Raw genomic sequence first — 23,393 nt, 5'->3', positions numbered from 1 at the left:
TGCAATGACAGCCGACACGTTTGTCAAAAATACTGCCTTTAATAGATGATGCGATATTACGACATTCTCAACTGGACGATTTAGTGAGTTATTTATTTTGATGAAATTACCTTTAATAATATCCAAATAGCTCATTTAATATTTCTCTTTATGCTCAAACTGTTAGATGGTACAATGATGAAGATAGTTTCACAAAAATAGAACACATATAGGAGTAGATATACATGCCTAATGAAAAAACAAATGTTGATCAATGGGTCAGACGAGAGATAGAAAAACTAGACATTGATTACACTGAACAAACATCTTCCATTAAGGAAGTTAAAACCGCTCTGAAAAATGCAAGTAAGCAAGGTGGTACAGGTTCAGGAAAACCTGAATTTGTTTTTTTAGTAAACGATACATTAGTTGTTGTAGAAGATAAACCTTCTACTTCTAATCTAATCTTATTAAACGAGCAAGATGAAGTAGACTTGTCTGTCCCTAAAGCAACTGCTAACTATGCAGTAAATGGAGCTGTTCACTACGCAAAACACATCGTTGAAAAGACAACAAACTTTAAAGAAGTTATTGCAATTGGGGCAACTGGCACTTCTGATGCTAAAGGGGTACTCGTCTATCTTGTATCAAATGACGGAGAAAATACTACTATTAAAAGTGTAGGTTCACTTTCTGATTGGCAAGTTCTTTCTCCGATTAACTTTGATGAGTGGTATGGTGTAAACGTCTTAGGTAACTTATCTAAAGACCAAAAAGACGAGTTAGAATTGAAAAAAATTGCAGCACAACTTCATGAAGATTTAAGAAATTACGCTAGCTTAGAAGGAGAAAATAAAGCAACTGTTATCAGTGCTATTTTACTAGCTCTTAATGAGCCATCTTTTAATATCAACAGTCTCACAGGAAGAAAAAAACCAACAGATGGACGAATAATCTATCGGGCAATTGACGACTACATGACAAATAACGAGATTTCTCCAGAATTTAAAGTAGAAGTAGTTATGAATAAGTTTAGATTTATTCAAACAAATGTTGCATTAAATGAAAAAAGAAAAGACTTAGGAATGACTCCCCTTCGTTATTTTGCTTCAATTTTGCAAGAAGATGTACTAGATCATTTTAAAAACAATACAGAATTTGACATTTTAGGCAACTTTTATGGGGAATTTGTTAAATATGGAGATAGTGACGGAAATGGATTAGGTATTGTTTTAACGCCTAAGCATATCACTAGCCTCATGGCTGAACTCATCCAAATTGGGAGAAATGATTATGTTCTTGATCCTACAGCTGGAAGTGGTGCTTTTCTTATTAGTGCTATGAATCGAATGATGAAAGAGCCATTAGCTGAAGATTCGCTAAACACTGATGCCCATATTAAGCAACATCAATTATTCGGTATTGAAATGCAAGAAAAAATGTATACCGTTGCAACAACTAATATGATTCTTCGTGGAGACGGAAAATCTAATCTAATGTTAGCTAATATGTTCTCAAAAACAGCAGACGATTTTATCAGTGATGGAGATAAAGTACCTATTACAAAAGTATTGATGAATCCGCCTTACAGCCAAGGTTCAAAAGGTAACCCTGATTTATATGAAATCAACTTTATAAAACACGCATTAGATATAAGTGCACAAAATGGTAAGCTAGCGGTAATTGTTCCACAATCTACAATGACAGGAAAAAGTAAAATTGAAAAAGAAACAAAACAAGCTATTTTGGAGAATCACTCACTAGATGCAGTCATTACACTTAATCCAAGTACTTTTCATGGTCAACGTGCTGGTGTACAACCTGTTATTGCTTTGTTTACAGCAAAACAGCCACATCCTGAACAAAAGCAAGTTAAGTTTATTAACTTTAAAGATGATGGATGGGTTGTCAAAAAACATTTGGGATTACAAGACGATGGGACTGCTTCTCTCAAAAGAAAACAGTTAGTGGATGCCGTACTCTATGACGTGCCATCTGAAACATCTTTTATGGTGAAATCATCGGTCACATCAGAGGATGAGTGGTTACACAGCTACTTCTACTTTAACGATTCTATCCCAACACCGGAAGCATTTGAAAAAACTGTGCAAGATTATTTAGCTTTTAAATTTGATCAGACAGTTCATGGTAGAGGATACTTATTTGATGAAGAGGTAGAATCCACAAAAAAATAGATCCCACTCTGCCAAAGCTAAACGAGGTAGAGTGGGGAGAATTTACTACTCATGAAATTTTTGACATTCAAAATTCTAAACCCTATCACAAAAATGACTTAACTGAAAGTAATAATAAAGGAATTCCATATGTGACTAGGACATCCAAAAACAACGGATTAGAGTGTCTAGTTCTACCAGACAATAACTTTTTAAAATGCCCTAAAAATGTTGTCACATTCGGTGCAGAATCCGTTTGTTTTTTTTCACAACCATATGAATTCATCACTGGTAATAAAATGTATTATTGTATTAGAAAAAATAGCACTGATTTATCCATTGAACAATGTTTATTTTTACAAATAGCATTTACAAACTCTTTAAAAGGAACAGAATATGGATACGGAATGGGTTTGACTGGAACAAGATTCTCTAACCGTAAAATTTCTTTACCTTTATCAGATGACAAAACGCCTAACTGGGACTACATGGAACAATACATTATAAATATAATGAAAACCATTGAAGTTCCTGAACTAGTGCCTATCCAATCAACTAGTATGGACTTGAACTCGGTTAATTGGCTTCCAGTACAGCTTGGAGATTTATTCATACCAAGGCGAGGAAATTCTGGTCCGAAAAATAAATTGAAACCTGGAGAAACAGTTCTTATAAGTGCTAGAAAAATAGATAATGGATTTGATAGTATGGTTACTCCCCCTGAAAAATCTACTATTTATAGTGACATATTAACTGTAAATAATAACGGTGATGGTGGGGCTGGAATTGCATACTATCATCCTTATAAGTTTATTGCTACTCAGGACGTAACTCTTCTAATACCCAAATTTAAATTATCTAAGTACAGCAAACTATTTATTTCTTTAGCTATTACTAGTCAAAGAGAAGGAATGGGTTTTGGTTTTGGAAATAAATTAAATGGTTCTCGTTTAGAACGCCTTTCTATTATGCTTCCTGTAAAACTAGATAAAAGTCCAAATTGGCAATTCATGGAAGATTATGTTAAGTCTATCTCAAATTCGAGGTTACTATAATGAATATAAATATAGAAAAATATACGGTTGAAAACTTGTTTGGACGAAATCCTAACAACTCATTACTAGAAAAAAAGTATATTTTGGCAATCCCTCGTTTTCAGCGATTATACAGTTGGCAAGATGAACATTGGATTATTTTTTTAGAAGATGTATTGCGCTCTTGGAAAAAACGAGATTTAAATACTGATTTTTGGGGCTCTATCCTATTATGCAAAAAAGATAATATCTATGAAATAGTAGATGGGCAACAACGAATAATTACTCTGTTACTTTTGCAACTTTCTCTTGGGGCTGAAATTGAAGTAGATGGTAAATCTCCCTTGTTACTCTCTGATAATGAACAAAACGAGATATTTATGAAATTAGTAGAAAGAAAAAAGCTGTCTTCTACCCAAAAAAGAAATAATATGTTTAGAGCTAAACAATATTTTGACAATAAACTTAAAAACCAAGATAAACAAAGCATACTCAATTTTTTAAATAAAACCATTATTTCTGTTATTATTGTAGATGACGAAGTCGAAAGTAACCTGTTGTTTGGTCGTTTAAATACGAGAGGGCTTAAATTGAATCAAGTAGATTTAATTAAGTACTGGATTTTTTCACAGGTAGAGAAAAACGCTGGAAAACAAAATAACGATATAGCATTACAAAAGTGGGGTGCGTTACAAGAAGTATCATCTTCAATTAACTTTAGCATAGAACGTTTTATTACCATATGGTGGAAAAGTCACTATCCTTGTTCCACTAGCGATTTACTTTTTGAGAGTTTCAAAAATACAATACCTAATGACTATATTAATTTTCTAGATAAAGTACTCGATACAGCAAATAACATAAATATCCTTAAGAATAATAATGACGGAAATGATAATGGTATTGGAAGAAACTTAAAGTGGTTTTTAAAATTTGCAGATGATAGTGCTCTAGTCGTCCTAATAAGTGTATTGGATACGGCTTTCTCTAAAAAAAAGAAAAAAAAGCTAATTGAAATTCTAACAGTTTATGAATTTATGAGATCTTTAGTCACACACAATATAAATAATAGTATAAATCCTTTAAAAATAAACTTCGATTTTGAAGTAATAAATAGTGCTTACATTGCTTTTTCAAGCGCAATAGTTAATTCATCAATCGAAGCGACTATTGACCAAGCAATTAATAATTTAAAGGAAATAATGTTTAGTAATTTACCTAGTTCCGATGATTTTCAAATATTATTTACAAATTTAAGACATTGTGAAAAAAAAGATCTTTTATTTGAACGAGAAAAAATGTTAAGTACTTATGCTGTTTTTACGCTAGCTAATTGGCTGGATGACCTGACACGAGGTACAGCTACACTCGTAGAAAGAACAACTGAAGATGACGAATATAGTATAGAACATATTGTTCCAAAGTCTAGGGCATTTGACGATACTAGCAACGAGTACAAGATTGGTAACTTGATGGTTTTGGAGAAGACAATAAATAATGGTCTAGGAGATATACCTGTGAAAGATAAAATATCTAGTTACAAGAAATCCTCATACCCACAAGTAAAACAATTTTTGTACAAAAAATATAGACGAACTTCAAGATGGGGAGGGGGAAACACATGGGTCGCTATCGAATTTGATACACAAAATATTAACTTACGAGGAGAAGCTCTTGCACAGGAGTTCTATAAACATATGATTGAACTATTAAAATAATACTAAGTGAACCGTTCTTGATATAATGGCTCTTTGTTAATAAGGATTGTCTCGAGCTTAAAACCTGATAAATGTCGGGAACAGAAGCAACTTTTCCAGAAATTCCTTCTTGTTTCTAGGAGCTGAACATTTCTACCCAGATCTTCCATAATCATTAAATTTTTGTCTATTAATCTTACCCTTTGTTGATAGAGTTATTCATATAGCATATCGTCCTCTGAGTGGTTTATTTTGTCGTGATTTAATTATGCTAGTGAATGATATGTTAAAATGAAGATTGCATTGAAAGATCCACTCTGATTCATTAGTTCAATGCATTCTAGAGCTAAAAATGGCTGGTATCGTTTCTCTATTTGCTATGAAAAAGTTAAGATTACATGCTAGAAAAAGACGACAATAATAATTCAAGAGAGAAGGGGTTATCAATGCTTAAAATAGTTAATAAAAAATTTAATCTTATCACCATATTTTCAATCGCTCTGTTGGTCATGGGCTTCTTGATTGTTGGCTTACAACTGTATTTCTACTTTATCTATGGTTCTAAATTTTTAGACAGTATCACATTGATTGGAATGATTAATTTCGGTTTAGGCTATTACCAGCTCTTTCTAAAAAAAGGCAAGAATATTTCTGAATAAACGGTCAAACGGCAATTATTCCAGATTCTTTTCTTTTTTTCGTGACACTGCCAGCAAGATAACGTAAAATAGAACAGGAGAAGGAAGGGGCAATTGAAGTGAATTTACCAAATAAATTAACAGTTTTAAGAATATTTATGATTCCGATTTTTATTATTATTGTGTCAGTGCCAATGGACTGGGGAACGATTAGTTTTGGCGACACAACGTTAGCCGTTACCCAATTAGTGGGCGCGATTATTTTTGCAGTTGCTAGTTTTACAGACTGGTTGGATGGCAAAATTGCCCGTGCGCAAGGCTTGGTGACGAACTTCGGAAAATTTGCGGACCCATTAGCGGACAAAATGCTAGTGATGACCGCTTTTATCGTCTTAGTTGGTCAAGGCAAAGTACCCGCTTGGATTGTAGCAATTATTGTTTGTCGTGAATTGGCAGTAACTGGTTTACGGTTGTTATTAGTCGAACATGGCGAAGTAATGGCAGCAGCTTGGCCGGGAAAAGTAAAAACAGCTACCCAAATGGTTGCAATTATTTTACTATTCATTAACAACATTCCATTTTCAGCACTCCATCTACCACTAGATCAAATCATGCTATATGCCTGCTTGATTTTCACCATTTACTCTGGTGTTGATTATTTTGCTAAGAATAAAGATGTTTTTAAAGGTTCGATGTAAAGAGAGAATCAAAACGCTTGGCTTGTGCCAAGCGTTTTTTTAGTATTCATGATTGAATGGACAAATAAACTGTGCTTGTTTAAAGGGAACAAGGAAGGGTACACTGCTTTAATGACCGATAGCTTTTCAGCGCTATGGAATGGAACAGGAGGAGATAATTATGAAAAAAATCGGGTATCTTTGTTGTATTATTTTGTTCATATTTTTAACGGGGTGTAGTCATAATGAAAAAGAAAGCGGACATCTTTTAGATAACAATTCGTTTCCATTGATACTTACCACGATCACTGAACAGGAAGAAGACCTAACAAAAGGTTCAATTTTTTTTAATAAGGATAAAACCATGACGTTTGAAAAAGAATATTTGGTTAATCCAAATAATGAAGACACACTAAAAACAAGTAGAACAGAAAAAGAGGTGTATCAAAATATTAAAATAAAAGAAAATAGAGATAGTTATGAAATTACTGGTCAGTTGGACAAGAAAACGAACACAATAACGTTTAAAAAAGTTGATAAAGGAAAACGTCTATCTGATGCAGAAGGAAATGTGTATGGCGATTTCGGTGGTAAATAGAAAAATGGTCAGAAGTTTTAAAGGGCAAATATAATACAATTCCGTTTTAATTGAAACTAGATATTTTAACAATTGGCTGCCGCTTAATTAGTATTTCAATGTGAGATACTAGTTAAGCGGCAGCCAATTTTTGTCACCGACTTTCCTTTACGACAAATAATGCGGATCGGTCTTAGTCGTGCTAATGTTATCACGGATTTTTTTCAAGGAATCGGCATTTTGATCAAAATTGTGATACATCGTATTTGTGTATAAAATATCCATTACCGTTAAGTAACTAATCCGTGAAGCCAAGGATTCCGCACGAAACAAGCCTTCTTCGGTGACGACAATAATTGCTTCGTCGGACAAGCCTGCCAACTCTGAACCGCTGTTACCAGTTAACGTAATCATTTTTGCGTTGGTTTTTTTAACTTGTCGTGCTAGGTTGATTGATTCTTTAGTTTTGCCTGAATGGGAAAAAATAAACACACAATCTTCACTGGTTAATTTTGTGACAAAACTTAACTGCATGTGGTAATCAAAAATGTAGTTGCACCGATAGTTAGTCCGAATGAATTTATGGAAACTATCAAAAGCCACAATCGAGGAGCCGCCTTGCCCAAAAAAATGAAGCGTTTTGGCAGAGTACATCAAAGCCAACACGTTATCTAACAGCTCTTTTGTTAAGAACTGTGTGGCGTTACTGAGGGAATAAATATTGGCTTGTAAGACTTTTTTAGCAATCGTAATACTATCATCATCTGGTGAAATATCATCGGCGCCATTCACGCTATTGACGTTTTGAAAAGTCGGCTGATAATTAGAATTTCTGGCGATATCAATTTTAAATTCTTGGAACCCAGAATAGCCAATCTTTTTTACAAATTGATACACGGAAGATTGGGAGACGCCAATTTCGTTGGCAAGACTTTCTAACGTCATTTGTGTCAATAATGATTCAGAATGAACAAAGTAATCGGAAATTTTCTTTTCTGTGAGGCTCAAATTCGGTTTTTTGATCCGAATCCGTTGATCCAAATAGTGGTTTTTCATTAACACGTTCCTCCAATCTTATTTTTTTAAAATAGAATGAATGCCTTTTCATTGTTGGTATAGACTGATTATAGTGGAAAAAGAGGACAAATACAATTTCTCTTTTTCTCCACAAAAAAGAAATTCTTTAAAAAAAGCCCAAAAAAATAAATAATCTTTTTTCTGAAAAATGAAGGGGTCTTGAAAAGACTTCTCACAACTAAAGAAAGTAGCCAGTAAAAAGAACGTGATACCAAGAGATTTACTTGTGTTTTTTGTATGAAAGCTCCTTAAAAATAAAAACGTTTTACCTTTTGAGCAGGCAAGATTTTTGCTAAAAAATAAAAAATATTTTTTAATTAGTGTAATCGTTTACATTATTTTTTTTATCCTTTATGATTGAAGTATCAAAAGAGGCAGGTGAAAGAAAAATGGACATTGGCTTTATTGGACTTGGGAAAATGGGTTTGAACATGGCATTAAATGTTCACGAACAAGACTGGCCCGTTATTGGCTTTGATGTAACAAAGGAAGCAAGAGCGACTGCTAGAGAGCAGGGGCTTTCCGTTGTAGATTCGTTGTCAGAATTATTGAAAGCGCTTAACAAAAGGAAGGTGATTTTTTTAAGTACCCCCGCTGGTCAGATTACCAATCAATTAGTGGCAGAATTGGTAGAGCAATTAGCACCAGAGGATATCATTGTGGATAGTGGCAATTCAAATTTTCATGATAGTGTCGCGAATGCTCAGCTTGCTAAGGAAAAAGGAATTTATTTTATTGATTGTGGTACTTCTGGTGGCATCAAAGGAGCGCGGGAAGGAGCGTGTTTAATGGTTGGCGGTGCGCCTGAAGCTGTCAAAGTGTTAACCCCATTTTTTGAAGATTTAGCTTGTGAACAAGGATATCTTTATGCTGGGAAATCAGGAGCTGGTCACTATTTGAAAATGGTGCATAACGGGATTGAGTACGTCATGATGCAAGCCATGGGCGAAGGATTCAATTTATTAGAAGCCGCCGAATATGATTTTGCGTTGGAGAAAGTAGCCGATGTGTGGAATCACGGCTCGATTATTGAAGCTCGCTTGATGGGCTTAGCGAAAGAGGTTTTTGCAGAAAATCCTACGTTAGCCAATTTAGAAGGGAAAGTTGCAGCAAATGGCGAAGCCAAATGGATGATTGAAGAAGCATTGCGTTTGGAGATGCCCGTCCCAACGACAGCGTTGTCCTTATTTACTCGAAATGAAAGTATGCTAGCAAATCATTTTTCAAACAAAGTGGTCGCTTCTTTGCGACAAGGATTTGGCGGGCATGAAGTCGTAAAAAGTCAGTAAAGGAGTTTAGTCATGTTAAAAAAACAAAAAATTGCCATAGTGAATTCCAGTAGTTTTGGTCAAATTTTTCCTGAACACTTGACGCGCTTAGAAAAAATAGGCACCGTGAAGCATTTTACAGTCGACAGTGAAATTGGTGGCAAAGAGTTAGCGGAATGTTTACAAGGATATACGATTATTATTGCTAGCGTGACGCCATTTTTCACGAAAGAATTTTTTGAACATAAAGATGAATTATTGCTGATTTCTCGCCATGGCATTGGGTATAACAACATCGATTTAGACGCTGCAAAACAGCATGACACAATTGTTTCCATCATCCCAGCTTTAGTAGAACGAGATGCCGTGGCGGAAAACAATGTCACAAATTTACTAGCTGTTTTACGGCAAACCGTGGCTGCAGATGCCAGCGTTAAAGCAGATCAATGGGAAAAACGAGCGAATTTTGTCGGTCGGACATTATTTAACAAAACTGTGGGTGTCATTGGTGTTGGGAACACAGGAAGTTGTGTCGTTGAGACGTTACGAAACGGATTTCGCTGTGACGTGTTAGCGTATGATCCCTATAAATCCGCCACTTATCTGCAAAGTTATGGAGCCAAAAAAGTAGACTTAGATACGTTGCTAGCTTCAGCAGACATCATTTGTTTATGTGCCAATTTAACTGAAGAAAGTTATCACATGATTGGCTCGGCGGAAATTGCCAAGATGAAAGACGGCGTCTATCTTTCCAATAGCGCACGAGGCGCCTTGATTGATGAAGAAGCCATGATTGCCGGCTTAGAATCGGGCAAAATTGCTGGGCTTGGGACAGATGTTTTAGAAGAGGAACCAGGTCGGAAAAATCATCCTTATCTTGCGTTTGAAAATGTAGTAATGACGCCGCACACCTCCGCTTATACCAGGGAATGCCTGCAAGCGATGGGAGAAAAATGCGTGCAAGATGTGGAAGACGTGGTGCAAGGTATTTTACCTCAACGGGCAGTGCAAGAAGTCAGTCGTTACGTTAGTTAAGAAGGAGGAGGAGCATGTTAACTGATTTAAAAGTGAAAGTTGGACCGCAATTTTATCGTTACCACGAAGGCGCCTTAGCTTCGGTGCCGTCACTTTTCAAGGAATATCACGCCCAACGAATTTTGGTGGTGCATGGCACCGTATCCTTTGAAAAAGCTCAGCCATTTTTGCCCTTCTTGGCAGATTCAGAGTATCAATTCTTCTATCACACTTACACAGGAGAATGTAGTTATTTTGGCGCCGAACAAATTTCACAGCAAATAAAGGAACACCAGATTGACTTTCTTCTGGGAGTCGGCGGCGGTAAGTTAGCCGATTTAGTGGGCTACAGCGCCCATTTAAACAATCTGAATTTTGGCTTGGTCCCTACTTTAGCTAGTAACTGTGCGCCGTGGACACCGTTAGCTGTGATGTATCAAGAAAATGGCGCGGCCGAAGGCAAAACGGAACATTTCTTTCGCCAAGCTGCGTTTTTAATCACTGATCCTAAGTTGCTTCTTGATGCGCCCCGTGATTATTTTGTCGCTGGTTTAGCTGATACGTTAGCGAAATGGTATGAATCAGAGACCATTTTACGCCAAGCCCATTTGCAAGGGGAACCCTTTTTACAATTAGCGGGAGCGACCGCCAAGCTTTCGCAAGAAGCGATTATGCGGGACTCAAAAGCAGCCTTAGCAGCGATGGACGAGGGCAAACTCACGCCTGAATTTGTCCATCTTTCAGAAATTGTTTTCGCCGTTTCCGGATTAGTCGGCGGCTTCGGCGACAAATACGCCCGCAATGCAGCAGCACACGCCATGCATGATGCTATGAGTAAATTTTTACCAAAAAGTCATGACTATTTACATGGCGAAAAAGTAGCTTACGGCATCTTCTATCAATTAGCATTGGAAAAAAGGTGGGCCATCATAGACGCATTAATCCCCTTTTATCAAGAGCTAAACTTGCCCATGTCGTTACGACAAATGGGCCTTTACCCAGAAGAAGCAGTACTCGATGCAATGGTTCAATTTATTGATTCAAAAGAAAAGGTTCATTTAATTCCTATTGAGATTTCGGAAGAACGTTTACGTCAAGGGATTGAAGAGCTAGAAAAGTATATCCAAAACCAAGGATAAGAAGGAGGAACTATGGAAACGTTAAGTGTTTTACAAAGTTTGATAATGGCGCTTTGGGTGGCGGCAATTATGTCCAGATGGCTTGGAGGAGGAGCAACGTTAACGTTGCGTTTCTCGCCCTTAATGACAGGGTTAGTAGCAGGTTTAGTGATGGGCGATGTCCCGAAAGCGATGATTGTCACCGCAGCATTACAAATGATTTACATGGGTGTTTTTTCACCAGGTGGCTCTATGCCAGCAGAACCATCAATTGCGGCAGCGATTGCTGTGCCAGTTGCGTTGCTAGGGAATTTGAAGCCGGAAGCGGCTATCGCCGTAGCGGTTCCTGTCGGTCTTTTAGGAAGTTATTTATATCAATTCCGTTTCTTTATTAACACGTTTTTAGGGAAGTATACCGATCGTGCGGTGGCTGAACTAAATTCTAAAAAAATTGCCCGCTCAATTATCTGGTATCCAACGATTGCCTCATTTATTTTATTCGTTCCATTAGTCTTTTTTGCTCTTTATCTAGGGGCACCAGTCATTGCCGATATTATTAAAGCATTAGAAGGAACCGTTGTGATTCACGTGTTAGAAGTAGTCGGTGGTGGTTTAGCCGCAATTGGGATTGCGACAACGGTCTATGTCATTGGTCGAAAAGATTTCTTGGTTTTCTTTTTCCTTGCATACTTCATGAGTATCGTCTTTAAGTCATTGGAAATTACCATGGTAACGTATGCCATCTTTGGCGTAATTATTGCGTTAATTTTTGTGCAAGTCCAAAAAGGCAAACCTGTAGCAGAAAGTGCTAGTTCCGCCAGTGCCACCACTGATTTTGATGATGATGACGATTACGATGACGGGTTTTAAAAGAAAAAGGAGGAACTGAAATGACGGAAACAACAGAAAAAGTTGTGCCGAAAACAACGAATTTAGCACCAGAAGAAATTACCAATAAAGATGTTACAAAAGCCTATCTCCGTTGGCATTTTGCCAATGAAATTCCCCATTCCTTTGAACGTTACTTGGCGCCTTCGTTATTGTACGCAATGATGCCACTTTTAAAGAAATTATATAAAGACGATGAACAATTAAAAGCCGCTTATATGCGTCAACTGCTGTTTTTCAATACGCAATTAAGTTGGGGTGGCGGGGTCATTACTGGGTTGATGGCTTCTATGGAACAAGAGCGGGCCAAAGAAGAACATGAAGGCCGCGAAATCATGATGCAAGATGATTTAATGTATAACACCAAAGCTGGCTTGATGGGCGCGTTAGCTGGGATTGGTGATGCGATTGACTCAGGCACGGTTCAATATATTTTTATTGCGATTGCGGTGCCGTGGGCGCAACAAGGTAGCGCATTAGGCGCGATTTTCCCCTTTGTGGCGTTTGCCCTTTATCAAGTACTGTTAGGTGTGTTCTTTGCGAGACAATCCTTCAAAATGGGGCGGAATGCTACAGGCTTAATGCAAAGTGCGGGGATTCAAAAAGCCATTGAAATGTTATCTGTTTTAGGGTTGTTCATGATGGGAATTTTAGCTGGTAATTATGTCAAAGTTTCTTCAACCCTTCAATTTAAACTTTCTGGCCGTGAGTTTGTGGTCCAAGATATCCTTGATCAGATTGTCCCAGGACTCTTGCCGCTAGCTGTCGTAATGGGCGTGTATTGGTTCTATACGAAAAAAGGCTTGAAAGTTACGCAAGCATTATTGTGGTTAACAGGTATCTTAATTGTCTTAGCAACAGTCGGTATTTTATAAAAAGAAAAGGACGTGAATCAGATGGGCGTAGTAAATTTAGCAAGAGTAGATGAACGATTAATTCATGGACAAGTGATGGTGACCTTGTCTCAAAAAAGTGGCGTTAATTCCATTTTCGTTGTCGATGAAGTGGTGGCAAAGGATAAATTTATGCGTGATTTATACAAAAGTGCAGGCAGTCGGACAGGACAAAAAACCATCGTCATTACGCCGGGAAAAGCCAAATTTTATTGGGATGAATACCAATTCAAAGAGTACAACTGTATTTTAATCGCTAAAACCGTCTCTGTAATTTATGACTTAGTAAAACACGGAGTCCCTATGAAGGAGTTAAACATCGGCGGTATTGCACAGAAGAATCCGGAAAAAGATTTATTAGTAACCAAATCTGTTTATTTAAACAAAGAAGATGCTGAAAAATTAAAAGAACTACATGAGGTGTACGGCGTAGAAGATATTTATTTCCAAGCAACGCCTTCTGCACCAAAAACTAGTTTAAAAGAGGTTCTAGGCAAATTTAATTTATAAAAAGACCAGTCGCTTGAGTCATTGCATGACTGTTTGAAGTAATGACTCAAGCCACTGAATTGAAGGAGGAACTTTTATGTTAGGGATTGTGATTGCTACACACGGTGCACTAAGTGACGGTGCGAAAGACGCAGCTACCGTGATTATGGGCGCAACCGAAAATATCGAAACCGTTAATCTAAATAGTGGAGACGATGTCCAAGCACTAGGCGGACAAATTAAAACAGCGATTGAGAACGTCCAACAAGGGGATGGCGTGTTGGTCATGGTTGACTTATTAAGTGCGAGTCCTTACAATCAGGCAGTTTTGGTGATTAACGAACTCGAACCAGCACTACAAAAGAAAATCTTTGTGGTGAGTGGTACCAACCTACCAATGGTCTTAGAAGCGATAAACCATCAATTATTAGGCACACCGATTGCTGAAGCGGCGCAAGCGATTGTTGCGCAAGGCAAAGAAAGTGTGCAAGCATGGGATATTTCTATGACTTCCTTTGAGGACGAAGAGGATGAGGACGATGATTTTTAAGAATGTAGTAAAGGGTGAAAGCAATGAAATGGGGATTTAGATGGTACGGAGCGGCAGGCGATGCCATTCCGTTAAAACACATTCGACAGATTCCAGGAATTACTGGCGTTGTCGGTACCTTGTTAAATAAACTACCAGGTGATGTTTGGACAGTAGCCGAAATTCAGGCACTTAAACAATCGGTGGAACAAGAAGGATTAGCACTTTTAGGAATTGAAAGTGTCGCTATTCATGATGCCATTAAAGCGGGAACGGATCAACGAGACCACTATATTGATAATTATCGCCAAACGTTACGTAACTTGGGGAAATGTGGAATTTCCTTAGTGTGCTACAGTTTCAAGCCTATTTTTGGTTGGGCTAAAACGGACTTGGCGTATGAGAATGAAGATGGCAGCTTATCGTTGTTATTTGATCAAGCTGTGGTAGAGAACATGCAGCCAGAAGACATGTATCAATTAATTCACAGTCAGTCAAAAGGATTCCGGTTACCAGGTTGGGAAGAGGAGCGTTTGCAACAATTTCAAGAATTGAAAGCCATGTATGCCGGCGTAACGGAAGAAGATTTGGTCGAAAATTTGCGCTACTTTTTAGAACGTGTGATTCCTGTATGTGAAGAAGAAAATATCAAAATGGGGATTCACCCCGATGATCCACCTTGGGAAATTTTTGGTTTGCCAAGAATCACTAAAAATTTAGCGGATTTAAAACGGATCCTTTCCTTGGTGGACTCACCAGCAAATGGGATTACATTTTGTACAGGTTCCCTCGGTGCGGACCCGACGAATGATTTGCCTACTATGATTCGTGAAATAGGTCACAGAATTAATTTTGTTCATTTCCGCAATGTGAAGTATTTAGGTGAGCATCGTTTTGAAGAAACGGCGCATCCGAGTGTCGCTGGTTCGTTAGATATGGCGGAATTAATGCAAGCACTGGTAGACGTAGGGTATGAAGGCGTTATTCGCCCTGACCATGGGCGGGCAATTTGGGATGAAAAAGCGATGCCTGGTTATGGTTTATACGATCGAGCAATGGGGTTGACCTATATTCAAGGACTGTACGAAGCAACCAAAGCCAAACAAAATAGGAAGTGACAGAATGGAAACAAAAGTTGAAAAAAATCAACTGTATCAACAATTAGCGACATGTAAACTTTTACCACTATACACTGCAACAGATTTACGCTATTTGCCACAAGTAGAATCAGTCTTAGTAGAAAACGAATTACCGTTTATTGAAGTCACTTTTCGGAGTCAGCTGGCCTTGCCTGCCATCAAACAACTTGCTGCTTCAGGGAATTTAATTGTGGGCGCAGGAACTGTTAGAACCTTGAAAGAAGCCCAAGAGGCAGTAGCGAACGGTGCACAGTTCATTGTTTCCCCAGCAATTGTTCCAGAAGTCATTGATTTTTGTCTGGCAAACGAGGTGCCTATTTTTCCAGGAACAGCTACGCCTGGGGAGATTCAGCGAGCGCTGGTGTATGGCTTACGAGTGGTTAAATTTTTCCCAGCCGATATTTATGGCGGGTTAAAAGCCATTAAAAGTTTAAGCGGTCCGTTTTATGATGTTCAATTTTTACCAACTGGCGGGATTGATGAAACAAACTTTATAGAGTATGTGGAAGCCAAAGAAGTATTAGCAGTGGGCGGCTCCTTTATTTTATCGGAAAAGATGCTTCAAGAAGATGAAGCTTCGGCACGCCAGCATGTTCAATCTTTACTCACGAAAATCAAAGAACGACAAGCAAAATAAAAAGATGGGCTAAGTTTTGTTACTTAGTCCTTTTTTTTCTGTCCAAATGTTACTGACATTATTTTAGTTTTCATTTTGTAAAAATAGTATAGGAGAAAAGCAATCAGTTATGTATAATTAGTGAAAGAAGGTTGCGTGAATGAAGTAAAAATAAAAAGGAGAGCAAAGGATGTTAAAAAATGTAGAAGTGTTTTGGCAAAACTTTTTAGATAAACATGAATTAGATATGTTGATGCCCGATGTGTGGATGTTTGGTGATGGCTCTTCTGAGATGGGTAATCGTTTGGGTCAATTGGTTGTTTCTGGTCGTAAGACAGCGACATGTTCTTCTTTAGATATTTATAAAATGGAAGAAGAACAACTCCCTAAAGCTGGTCAATACGACATAATTTTAGATGGTCAGTCTCAACCGCTGGCTATTATTCGAACAACCAAAGTTGAAATTATGCCCATGAATAAGGTCTCAGAATCTTTTGCACAAGCGGAAGGTGAAGGAGATTTGACGTTGGATTATTGGTATGAAGAGCATGCGCGGTTCTTTAAAGAAGAACTGGCCCCCTATCAGCTACAATTTTATCCCGACATGCTGTTAGTTTGCCAAAGTTTTGAAGTAGTGGATCTTTATACAGAAAAAGAATAGACAGAGAAGCGGTGACTGACACGATTGAAACGAGCAGTTGTCGCTTTTTTTACTGATTTTTTGAAAAAGTTGCGTATGTTTATATAGACAGGGTGATAGAAAAGAGATGTGTATTTTAAGTGTCGAGGAAAAGATGGTACAATAACCTAAGGAATACTAACAAGGAGTGAATGTTATGAAAGAAGAATTTTCATATGAAATTTTAGAAGAAGTCGCTGTGTTATCTGAGAATGCTCGTGGCTGGCGTAAAGAATTGAATTTAATTAGTTGGAATGGTCGTCCACCAAAATTTGATTTGCGTGAGTGGGCCCCTGATCACGAAAAAATGGGTAAAGGCATCACCTTAACCAACGAAGAATTTGCTGAATTAAGCAAAACAATTAAATCCATGTAAAAGGAGCACCCTGTCAATGAAAAGTATGACTGGATTTGGAAAAAAGACCATTCAAAATGAAAATTATCAATTGGATATCGAAGTCAAAAGTGTCAACCAGCGGTTTTTAGATATTCAATTGCGTATGCCAAAGGAACTGAATGCCTATGAACTGGTGATTCGGCAAGTAATCAAACGCACGTTAAAACGTGGACGTGTGGAAGTCTATGTAAATCTCCAAAAAATCGGCAACAATCAAAAAGAAGTGCGCGTGCAGTGGGACTTAATTGATCAATTATTAACTTCGGTAGATCAACATTTAAAGGAAAACTATCCGGAAGCAACGTTTGATGCAGGGGACACGGTCAACCATTTACTAAAGCAAAATGATTTTGTCGAAATAGTGGAAGCAGAAATTGCTGATCAGACATTTGAACCATTTCTTGTTCAAGCATTTGAAGCAGCCATCGCTAGTCTTGACCAAAGCCGTGTGCAAGAAGGAACGCAAATTAAACAAGTCCTGCTTGACTATGTAGCAGTGTTGACCCAATCAATTCAAGAACTGCAAGCGTTTGTGGGCGTTTTTGAACAAGAATACCGTCAACGTTTTGAAGCGAAATTAAACGAATGGTTAGGGAGCCAAGTGGATGAAACACGCTTATTAACAGAAATGGCCATTTTATTGGAAAAAGGCGATATTCATGAAGAATTGGATCGTTTGGATATCCATATTGATAAGTTGCATCAGTTGCTTGATGAAACAGAACCAGTGGGCCGAGAACTAGATTTCTTAATTCAAGAAATGAACCGTGAAGTCAATACGATTGGTTCGAAATCAAGTCCAATTGAAATAAAAAATAGTGTCGTTCAAATGAAAACAACCTTAGAAAAGATTCGTGAACAAATTCAAAATGTCGAATAGAGAAAAGGGTTTCGTGTTTTTCCAGAAAACGCTATAATATAGAAGTAACGAATAAATGACAGAGGTGAAAGCAATGACTAAATTTTATGATGTAACCTTTCAAGAATTAAGTGGTCGTTCTGTGGTAAAAACAGAAGTCGCTTCAGACAGAGAACCATTTGACGTCTGGCAAGATGCTTGTGCAAGCTATTCTGAAACAGAATTAAATATCCAAATTAACGAAGACACGTTTGTAACTTTAAATCGTCACTTTGTTGTTCGCATTGACGTGAAAGAAGTTGACGGCCCTGTCGACAAACAAGTTCGTCGTCGCGATGAATTGATGAACGTGGTCAATACGCTTTCTAATATGGGCTTATAAAAAATACCACCAAGCATTTCACGCTTGGTGGTATTTTTTTAATTAGAATAAAAGAAACAAGCCAACGGCGCATAGGAAAGAAAGAACTGCGGCACTTAAAAAGATTGTCCGCATGGATGCAGTTTTACTGCTTTCTTTGCCGTGTTTTTTCTGACGTTCTAAACGTTTTTGAAGCTGACGGGTAATTACTGAGAAAATCAGCCCGAAAAGGACTAAAACACTTGTGGCAATCGATTTGGGAATAAAATGATTCGGTTCTGCAACGGTGGTATCCCCAGAATGTTCGTTTGATTCTTCCGCAGCTTCAGCTGTTGTTTGTTTTGGCTTAACTTCTTGGTAAGCCACTTTAGGCGCTTGAACAGTACTATTTAACAATGTCAACGGCGTGTCGACTTGCACCTGCCCTGCTACTAATTTAAAAGTAGGCTGACTGCCTTTGGGAACGACACCGTATAAATCGTTAGCCAAAGTGACTTTTTTGTGATCAATGGTTTGTGGTCCTTTGTCTAAAAGTTTTTTGCGTTCGTATGTCGTATAGGCATAGTCCAGCAAAGCATTCCCAGCCACATGACGTTCGTATTCACCATCTTGGTTTTGCCAATTACCAACGCCTAAAATGACTTCAATTAAACGGAAATCCCCTTGTTTGACAGTCGCAATATAGTTAAAGCCACCTGTTGGACTAGAGCCTGTTTTTAAACCATCCACGCCTTGGTAGCCATACTTAGCGCCTGGCAAAGAATAATTGTACGCTTCAAAAGTTTCCTCGTAAGGCGTGCCGACCATTGTTTTCACCACTGGTTTATTGGTGATTTCTAAAATTTCTGGATAATTTTTCAGAAAATGATAGGTTAGTGAAGCTAAATCTCTAGCTGTAGAGACGTTATCGCCATTTGGGTCAATTCCTTGCATTTGATACAGGCCGTTAAAGGCACTTGCTTGCGCCCCACTGCAGTTGTAATAGGTAGTATTTGTCATCCCTAGTTCAGCCGCTTTTTGATTCATTAAATGAACAAAGTCAGTAGGCTGGTTCCCTGAAATTAAGTTTGCCAACATGAGAGTCGCCACATTAGAAGAGGGGACAGCAATCATTTTTAACAGTTCACGGACTGGATAAGCCACACCTAACGTAATTTTGTTATTACTAATGGCATATATTTTAGAAATATCGACATCTTTTTGCGTAGCAGTCACAGTGGTATCCATTGTAAATTTTCCTTGCTCCATTGCTTCAAAGGCCAAGTACATGGTCATCACTTTGGCAATACTGGCAGGATTCCACGCTAAATCTGGTTGCTGCGACCAGAGAATTTCTCCTGAATCAGCATCAACAACGATGGCTGCTTTGGGAATGCCATCCGCTTTCAGAGTCGTCCCCATTTTTTTAGCAATCGCGGTAATATCTTCTTCTGCGTGAGTCACAGTAGGTTGGGCAAAAAAGGCCCCATAACTGACAACTAAGCCTAGCAGAAACAATGTAAATGGTTTAATTCGTGCGATGTTTCTCAGTCCTTTCTTATTCACGTTTTTTCATCCTAAAGGAGTCATCACTTCATTTTACTTAAAAAATGGCTGCCTGTATAGGAATTCTAGGTAATTTGTTTAAAAAAAGAACAAGTTATGAAAGCCAAATTAAAGAAGAAATGTTATTTTTTCAGTGAATCTCCAAGAAAGTCTTGAAAATTGCAGAAAAAAAGTGCAAAATAGAACTAATACTGTGAAATTATGTTTTGAAAGGAAGTCGTTATGTCAGAGCGCGGGTTATTAATCGTATTGTCAGGTCCTTCAGGAGTGGGGAAAGGGACTGTAAGAAAGGCTATTTTCGACAGTGAAGAAAATGATTTTCAATATTCAATCTCAATGACCACTCGGAAACAGCGAGAAGGCGAAGTGGATGGAGTAGATTACTATTTCCGTTCAAGAGAAGAATTTGAAGCGATGATTGAAGCTGGAGAAATGTTGGAATATGCGGAATATGTTGGTAACTATTATGGGACACCATTAACGTATGTTAACCAGACGCTAGATGAAGGTAAAGACGTCTTTTTAGAAATCGAAGTCCAAGGGGCTAAACAAGTCAAAGACAAAGTGCCTGATGGCGTATTTATCTTTTTGACACCCCCCGATTTAGCGGAATTAAAATCAAGAATTATTGGCCGTGGAACAGACGAAATGTCTGTGATTGAAGAACGAATGGCTGTGGCCAGAGAAGAAATCGAAATGATGGCGCTGTATGATTATGCGGTAGTGAATGATGAAGTTCCTTTAGCCGTGCAACGAATTAAAGACATTATCGCGAGTGAGCACTTCCGTGTTGACCGTGTAATTGGAAAATATATTAAAATGTTAGAGGAGATGTAGCCTTATGATGTTAAAACCGTCAATTGACTCATTGTTAAAAGAAGTCCCTTCAAAATATTCTTTGGTTATTTTAGCAAGCAAACGTGCGCATGAATTAGATGAAGGCGTTCAACCAACCGTTGAATCCTTTGATTCTGTAAAAAGTGTGGGTCGTGCGTTAGAAGAAATCGAAGCAGGAACAGTGATCAGTGATCCAAATCCTGAAGAAAAACGCGAACGTCTACGCATTGAACGTGAAGAACGCAAACGCCAACGTGAACAAGAGCAAAAAGAATTAGAAAACCGTTTACGTGACGAAAAAAATTAATTGAATGATTGTCAACGAATGGAGAAAGCCGTCTGTCTATTTCAGAGGCTTTCTCTTCGTTTATTCTGAAAGGTGCCAACGAGACACACAAGACAAATCAGTCAATCTTTAGTACAATAGGCAAAGAGAATTTACATAAAAAGGAGGATGCACCATGCAAAAAGTAGCCAAAGTTATTGTGGATGTACCAACGATGCAAACCGATCAACCATTCACTTATTTAGTTCCTGAAAATTTAAATGAGCAATTGGCTGTCGGCATGCGTGTAGAAGTGCCTTTTGGTAACGGTAATCGGCATGTTCAAGGGTTTGTTCTAGCCATTGAACCAATGGCTGCAACGGTTCTTGACGAAGCCAACGTTCAGTTGAAAGAACTAGTGGCGGTGTTGGATTTAAAACCTGTCTTAAATACAGAAATGTTGGCTTTAGCTGATTATATGAAGGAAAAAACGTTTGCCTTTAAAATCACTTGTTTGCAAACCATGTTGCCTAGCGTAATGCGTGCCGATTACCAAAAATATATTTATTTAACGGATGAGCTTTCTGAAGAATTACAAGATCAGTTATTTTATGGTTTAGAGGAAATTTCGTGGGACCAAGCGCAAGAACGTGGGATTTTGCCTCAACTAATGGCGTTGCGTAAACAGCAAAAAGTCGATATTCGCTACGAAGTTACGACGAGAAATAAAGTCAAAATGGTCCGCTTCATTCAAGCCGCTAAGGAATTTGAACAACTAGAGGAAATTCGTTTGGGTTTACGCAAGGGAGCTAAGAAGAAAGAGCAACTTCTTTACTATTTACAACGCTTGGGCACTGAAAAAGTCACCGCTGTGAAGGAAATGAAAGAATTAGGTTTCAGTACCGCGCTTTTAAATGAAGCGGCCAAAAACGGCTGGTTAACGTTCATTGAAAAAGAAGCGTATCGTGATCCGTTTGCTAATCAGACGTTTGAAAAAACGACTGCGTTATCTTTGAACGCAGAACAACAGGTGGCTGTGGAAACAATCTTACAATCGGTCCAAGAACAGCAAAGTCAAACCTATTTATTGGAAGGTATTACAGGAAGCGGGAAAACAGAAGTTTATCTACAGGTCATTGCAGAAGTTCTTAACCAAGGCAAAACAGCCATTATGCTTGTTCCTGAAATTTCTTTAACTCCACAAATGGTGCAACGCTTTAAAAGTCGCTTTGGCGAACATGTTGCTGTAATGCATAGTGGCTTATCGCAAGGTGAAAAATACGATGAGTGGCGGAAGATTGAACGAGGAGAAGCGGAAGTGGTGGTTGGCGCGCGTTCTGCCATTTTTGCGCCAATCGAAAACATCGGTGTGATCATTATTGATGAAGAACACGAGGCAAGTTATAAACAAGAAGAAACCCCCCGCTACCACGCGAGAGATTTAGCGATTTGGCGTTCGGAGTATCATCATTGCCCTGTTGTTTTAGGCAGTGCCACGCCATCCTTGGAATCACGCGCTCGTGCGCAAAAAAACGTTTATCAGCGGTTACGATTAACACAGCGTGCCAATCAAGCGGCAACCTTGCCCACGATTGATGTAGTGGATATGCGTCAAGAAGTAGAAAATGGCAATGTCTCTTCTTTTTCCATGTCGTTGCAAGAAAAACTCCAAGAACGCTTAGAGAAAAACGAACAAAGTGTTCTCCTGCTTAATCGCCGTGGCTATTCGTCATTTGTGATGTGTCGCGATTGTGGCTATGTGTTGCCGTGTCCGAATTGTGATATTTCCTTAACTTTGCATATGGATAGCAAAACAATGAAATGTCATTATTGTGGGCATGAAGAGCGGATTCCTTATCGCTGTCCTAACTGTGGCCAAGATAAAATTCGTTACTACGGAACAGGCACACAAAAAGTAGAAGAAGAATTACAAACGTTGTTACCAGACAGTCGTATTCTCCGAATGGATGTTGATACGACCCGTCGCAAAGGTGCGCATGAAAAGATTTTGCGAACATTTGGTGAAGGACAAGCGGATATCTTATTAGGCACACAAATGATTGCCAAAGGACTGGACTTTCCAAATGTGACGTTAGTCGGTGTCTTAAATGCTGATACCGCCTTGAATTTACCCGATTTTCGTTCCAGTGAACGGACCTTCCAATTATTGACACAGGTCAGCGGCCGCGCTGGTCGCGCTGAAAAACCGGGAGAAGTCATCATTCAATCTTTTAACCCCGAGCATTATGCGATACAATTGGCAAAAGCCCAAGATTATGAAGATTTTTATACAAAAGAAATGTATATTCGTCATCGTGGGAATTATCCGCCGTACTATTTTACGGTCCAAATTACGGCCAGCCATCCTGAAGAAAATGAAGCAGCGAAACAAATGTTTCAAATTGCAACGAAATTAAAACAAGGCTTATCGCCGCAAGCTATTTTGTTGGGACCAACGCCCAACGCAATTATGCGTGTCAATAATCGGTACTTTTATCAAGTGATTATCAAGTATAAACAAGAACCAATGCTTCAACCATTATTGAAAGAAATTTTAACCGATACACAACGAGCAACGGCTCGTGGTTTAAAACTTTCCATTGATGCAGAACCCATGAATTTTATTTAAAAAATACAGCTTTG

The 23,393-nt window shown here is 38.3% G+C and carries 24 protein-coding genes; 22 read left to right on the top strand and 2 right to left on the bottom strand.

Annotated features, from left to right (window positions below; all coding sequences use genetic code 11):
• Nucleotides 1–224 precede the first annotated feature (224 nt).
• The 6 genes from IGJ52_RS12620 to IGJ52_RS12595 all read left to right on the top strand — a co-directional run bounded on the left by IGJ52_RS12620 (nucleotide 225) and on the right by IGJ52_RS12595 (nucleotide 6,797).
• Nucleotides 225–2,174, top strand: a complete 1,950-nt coding sequence (locus tag IGJ52_RS12620; RefSeq protein ID WP_438792154.1) for an HsdM family class I SAM-dependent methyltransferase — start codon at nucleotides 225–227, stop codon at nucleotides 2,172–2,174.
• Nucleotides 2,159–3,208, top strand: coding sequence for a restriction endonuclease subunit S (locus IGJ52_RS12615; protein ID WP_438792190.1), 1,050 nt, complete (start codon nucleotides 2,159–2,161; stop codon nucleotides 3,206–3,208). Before IGJ52_RS12620 ends, IGJ52_RS12615 begins: the two co-directional genes overlap by 16 nt.
• A complete protein-coding gene (locus tag IGJ52_RS12610) occupies nucleotides 3,208–4,905 on the top strand; it encodes a DUF262 domain-containing protein (protein ID WP_010824257.1) in 1,698 nt (565 codons plus the stop codon). The genes IGJ52_RS12615 and IGJ52_RS12610 overlap by 1 nt, the downstream gene beginning before the upstream one ends.
• A 425-nt stretch (nucleotides 4,906–5,330) precedes the next feature.
• A complete protein-coding gene (locus IGJ52_RS12605) occupies nucleotides 5,331–5,543 on the top strand; it encodes a hypothetical protein (RefSeq protein WP_002360993.1) in 213 nt (70 codons plus the stop codon).
• A gap of 98 nt (nucleotides 5,544–5,641) precedes the next feature.
• The gene (gene pgsA / locus IGJ52_RS12600; RefSeq protein WP_002365382.1) at nucleotides 5,642–6,220 is read left to right on the top strand and encodes a CDP-diacylglycerol--glycerol-3-phosphate 3-phosphatidyltransferase; all 579 of its coding nucleotides are present in this window, start codon (nucleotides 5,642–5,644) and stop codon (nucleotides 6,218–6,220) included.
• Nucleotides 6,221–6,380: 160 nt separating this feature from the next.
• On the top strand, nucleotides 6,381–6,797 hold the full coding sequence (locus IGJ52_RS12595; protein WP_025188648.1) for a hypothetical protein: 417 nt from the start codon (nucleotides 6,381–6,383) through the stop codon (nucleotides 6,795–6,797).
• Nucleotides 6,798–6,944: 147 nt separating this feature from the next.
• Here the strand turns inward: IGJ52_RS12595 and IGJ52_RS12590 are convergent, their stop codons facing one another.
• Nucleotides 6,945–7,832, bottom strand: a complete 888-nt coding sequence (locus IGJ52_RS12590) for a MurR/RpiR family transcriptional regulator (RefSeq protein ID WP_002383224.1) — start codon at nucleotides 7,830–7,832, stop codon at nucleotides 6,945–6,947.
• Nucleotides 7,833–8,206: 374 nt separating this feature from the next.
• On the opposite strand from IGJ52_RS12590, the gene gnd reads away from it, so the two are divergent.
• The 13 genes from gnd to IGJ52_RS12525 all read left to right on the top strand — a co-directional run bounded on the left by gnd (nucleotide 8,207) and on the right by IGJ52_RS12525 (nucleotide 18,124).
• Nucleotides 8,207–9,142 carry a phosphogluconate dehydrogenase (NAD(+)-dependent, decarboxylating) gene (gene gnd, locus IGJ52_RS12585; protein WP_016614241.1) on the top strand — a complete coding sequence of 312 codons (936 nt, stop codon included), beginning with the start codon at nucleotides 8,207–8,209 and terminating at the stop codon, nucleotides 9,140–9,142.
• A 12-nt stretch (nucleotides 9,143–9,154) separates the two neighbouring features.
• A complete protein-coding gene (locus IGJ52_RS12580) occupies nucleotides 9,155–10,156 on the top strand; it encodes a D-isomer specific 2-hydroxyacid dehydrogenase family protein (protein ID WP_033600541.1) in 1,002 nt (333 codons plus the stop codon).
• A gap of 14 nt (nucleotides 10,157–10,170) precedes the next feature.
• The gene (locus IGJ52_RS12575; protein WP_002401114.1) at nucleotides 10,171–11,274 is read left to right on the top strand and encodes an iron-containing alcohol dehydrogenase family protein; all 1,104 of its coding nucleotides are present in this window, start codon (nucleotides 10,171–10,173) and stop codon (nucleotides 11,272–11,274) included.
• Between the two features lie 12 nt (nucleotides 11,275–11,286).
• Nucleotides 11,287–12,123: a PTS mannose/fructose/sorbose/N-acetylgalactosamine transporter subunit IIC gene (locus IGJ52_RS12570; protein WP_002372794.1), complete on the top strand. Its 837-nt coding sequence runs from the start codon at nucleotides 11,287–11,289 to the stop codon at nucleotides 12,121–12,123.
• Nucleotides 12,124–12,143: 20 nt separating this feature from the next.
• On the top strand, nucleotides 12,144–13,016 hold the full coding sequence (locus tag IGJ52_RS12565; protein ID WP_002354903.1) for a PTS system mannose/fructose/sorbose family transporter subunit IID: 873 nt from the start codon (nucleotides 12,144–12,146) through the stop codon (nucleotides 13,014–13,016).
• A 21-nt stretch (nucleotides 13,017–13,037) separates the two neighbouring features.
• Nucleotides 13,038–13,544 carry a PTS system mannose/fructose/N-acetylgalactosamine-transporter subunit IIB gene (locus IGJ52_RS12560; RefSeq protein ID WP_438792153.1) on the top strand — a complete coding sequence of 169 codons (507 nt, stop codon included), beginning with the start codon at nucleotides 13,038–13,040 and terminating at the stop codon, nucleotides 13,542–13,544.
• Between the two features lie 76 nt (nucleotides 13,545–13,620).
• Nucleotides 13,621–14,073 (top strand): PTS sugar transporter subunit IIA, encoded by a 453-nt coding sequence (locus IGJ52_RS12555; protein WP_002354905.1) that lies wholly within the window; start codon nucleotides 13,621–13,623, stop codon nucleotides 14,071–14,073.
• A gap of 23 nt (nucleotides 14,074–14,096) precedes the next feature.
• A complete protein-coding gene (gene uxuA / locus IGJ52_RS12550; protein WP_002388613.1) occupies nucleotides 14,097–15,170 on the top strand; it encodes a mannonate dehydratase in 1,074 nt (357 codons plus the stop codon).
• 4 nt (nucleotides 15,171–15,174) lie between these two features.
• Nucleotides 15,175–15,828, top strand: a complete 654-nt coding sequence (locus IGJ52_RS12545; protein WP_173975431.1) for a bifunctional 4-hydroxy-2-oxoglutarate aldolase/2-dehydro-3-deoxy-phosphogluconate aldolase — start codon at nucleotides 15,175–15,177, stop codon at nucleotides 15,826–15,828.
• A gap of 169 nt (nucleotides 15,829–15,997) precedes the next feature.
• Nucleotides 15,998–16,468 carry an ASCH domain-containing protein gene (locus IGJ52_RS12540; protein WP_002354908.1) on the top strand — a complete coding sequence of 157 codons (471 nt, stop codon included), beginning with the start codon at nucleotides 15,998–16,000 and terminating at the stop codon, nucleotides 16,466–16,468.
• A gap of 175 nt (nucleotides 16,469–16,643) precedes the next feature.
• Entirely contained in the window at nucleotides 16,644–16,862 is a 219-nt protein-coding gene (locus IGJ52_RS12535) for a YdbC family protein (RefSeq protein ID WP_002381076.1), read from the top strand.
• A gap of 16 nt (nucleotides 16,863–16,878) precedes the next feature.
• Entirely contained in the window at nucleotides 16,879–17,763 is an 885-nt protein-coding gene (locus IGJ52_RS12530; protein ID WP_002383232.1) for a YicC/YloC family endoribonuclease, read from the top strand.
• A gap of 55 nt (nucleotides 17,764–17,818) precedes the next feature.
• Entirely contained in the window at nucleotides 17,819–18,124 is a 306-nt protein-coding gene (locus IGJ52_RS12525) for a hypothetical protein (RefSeq protein WP_002383233.1), read from the top strand.
• Nucleotides 18,125–18,166: 42 nt separating this feature from the next.
• On the opposite strand, the gene IGJ52_RS12520 is transcribed toward IGJ52_RS12525, so the two are convergent.
• The gene (locus IGJ52_RS12520) at nucleotides 18,167–19,648 is read right to left on the bottom strand and encodes a DUF1958 domain-containing protein (protein ID WP_438792152.1); all 1,482 of its coding nucleotides are present in this window, start codon (nucleotides 19,646–19,648) and stop codon (nucleotides 18,167–18,169) included.
• Between the two features lie 222 nt (nucleotides 19,649–19,870).
• On the opposite strand from IGJ52_RS12520, the gene gmk reads away from it, so the two are divergent.
• The 3 genes from gmk to priA all read left to right on the top strand — a co-directional run bounded on the left by gmk (nucleotide 19,871) and on the right by priA (nucleotide 23,379).
• Complete coding sequence (gmk, locus tag IGJ52_RS12515; protein WP_002354915.1) at nucleotides 19,871–20,485, top strand: guanylate kinase; 615 nt, start codon at nucleotides 19,871–19,873, stop codon at nucleotides 20,483–20,485.
• A 4-nt stretch (nucleotides 20,486–20,489) separates the two neighbouring features.
• A complete protein-coding gene (gene rpoZ / locus IGJ52_RS12510) occupies nucleotides 20,490–20,792 on the top strand; it encodes a DNA-directed RNA polymerase subunit omega (RefSeq protein WP_002354916.1) in 303 nt (100 codons plus the stop codon).
• A 154-nt stretch (nucleotides 20,793–20,946) separates the two neighbouring features.
• The gene (gene priA, locus IGJ52_RS12505) at nucleotides 20,947–23,379 is read left to right on the top strand and encodes a primosomal protein N' (protein ID WP_108120311.1); all 2,433 of its coding nucleotides are present in this window, start codon (nucleotides 20,947–20,949) and stop codon (nucleotides 23,377–23,379) included.
• Nucleotides 23,380–23,393: the final 14 nt, after the last annotated feature.

This window comes from Enterococcus sp. DIV1758 (assembly GCF_051711985.1).
Lineage (GTDB): Bacteria > Bacillota > Bacilli > Lactobacillales > Enterococcaceae > Enterococcus > Enterococcus faecalis.
Note: the sequence above shows the minus strand (reverse complement) of the source record. Positions and strands in the feature narration are given on the sequence as shown.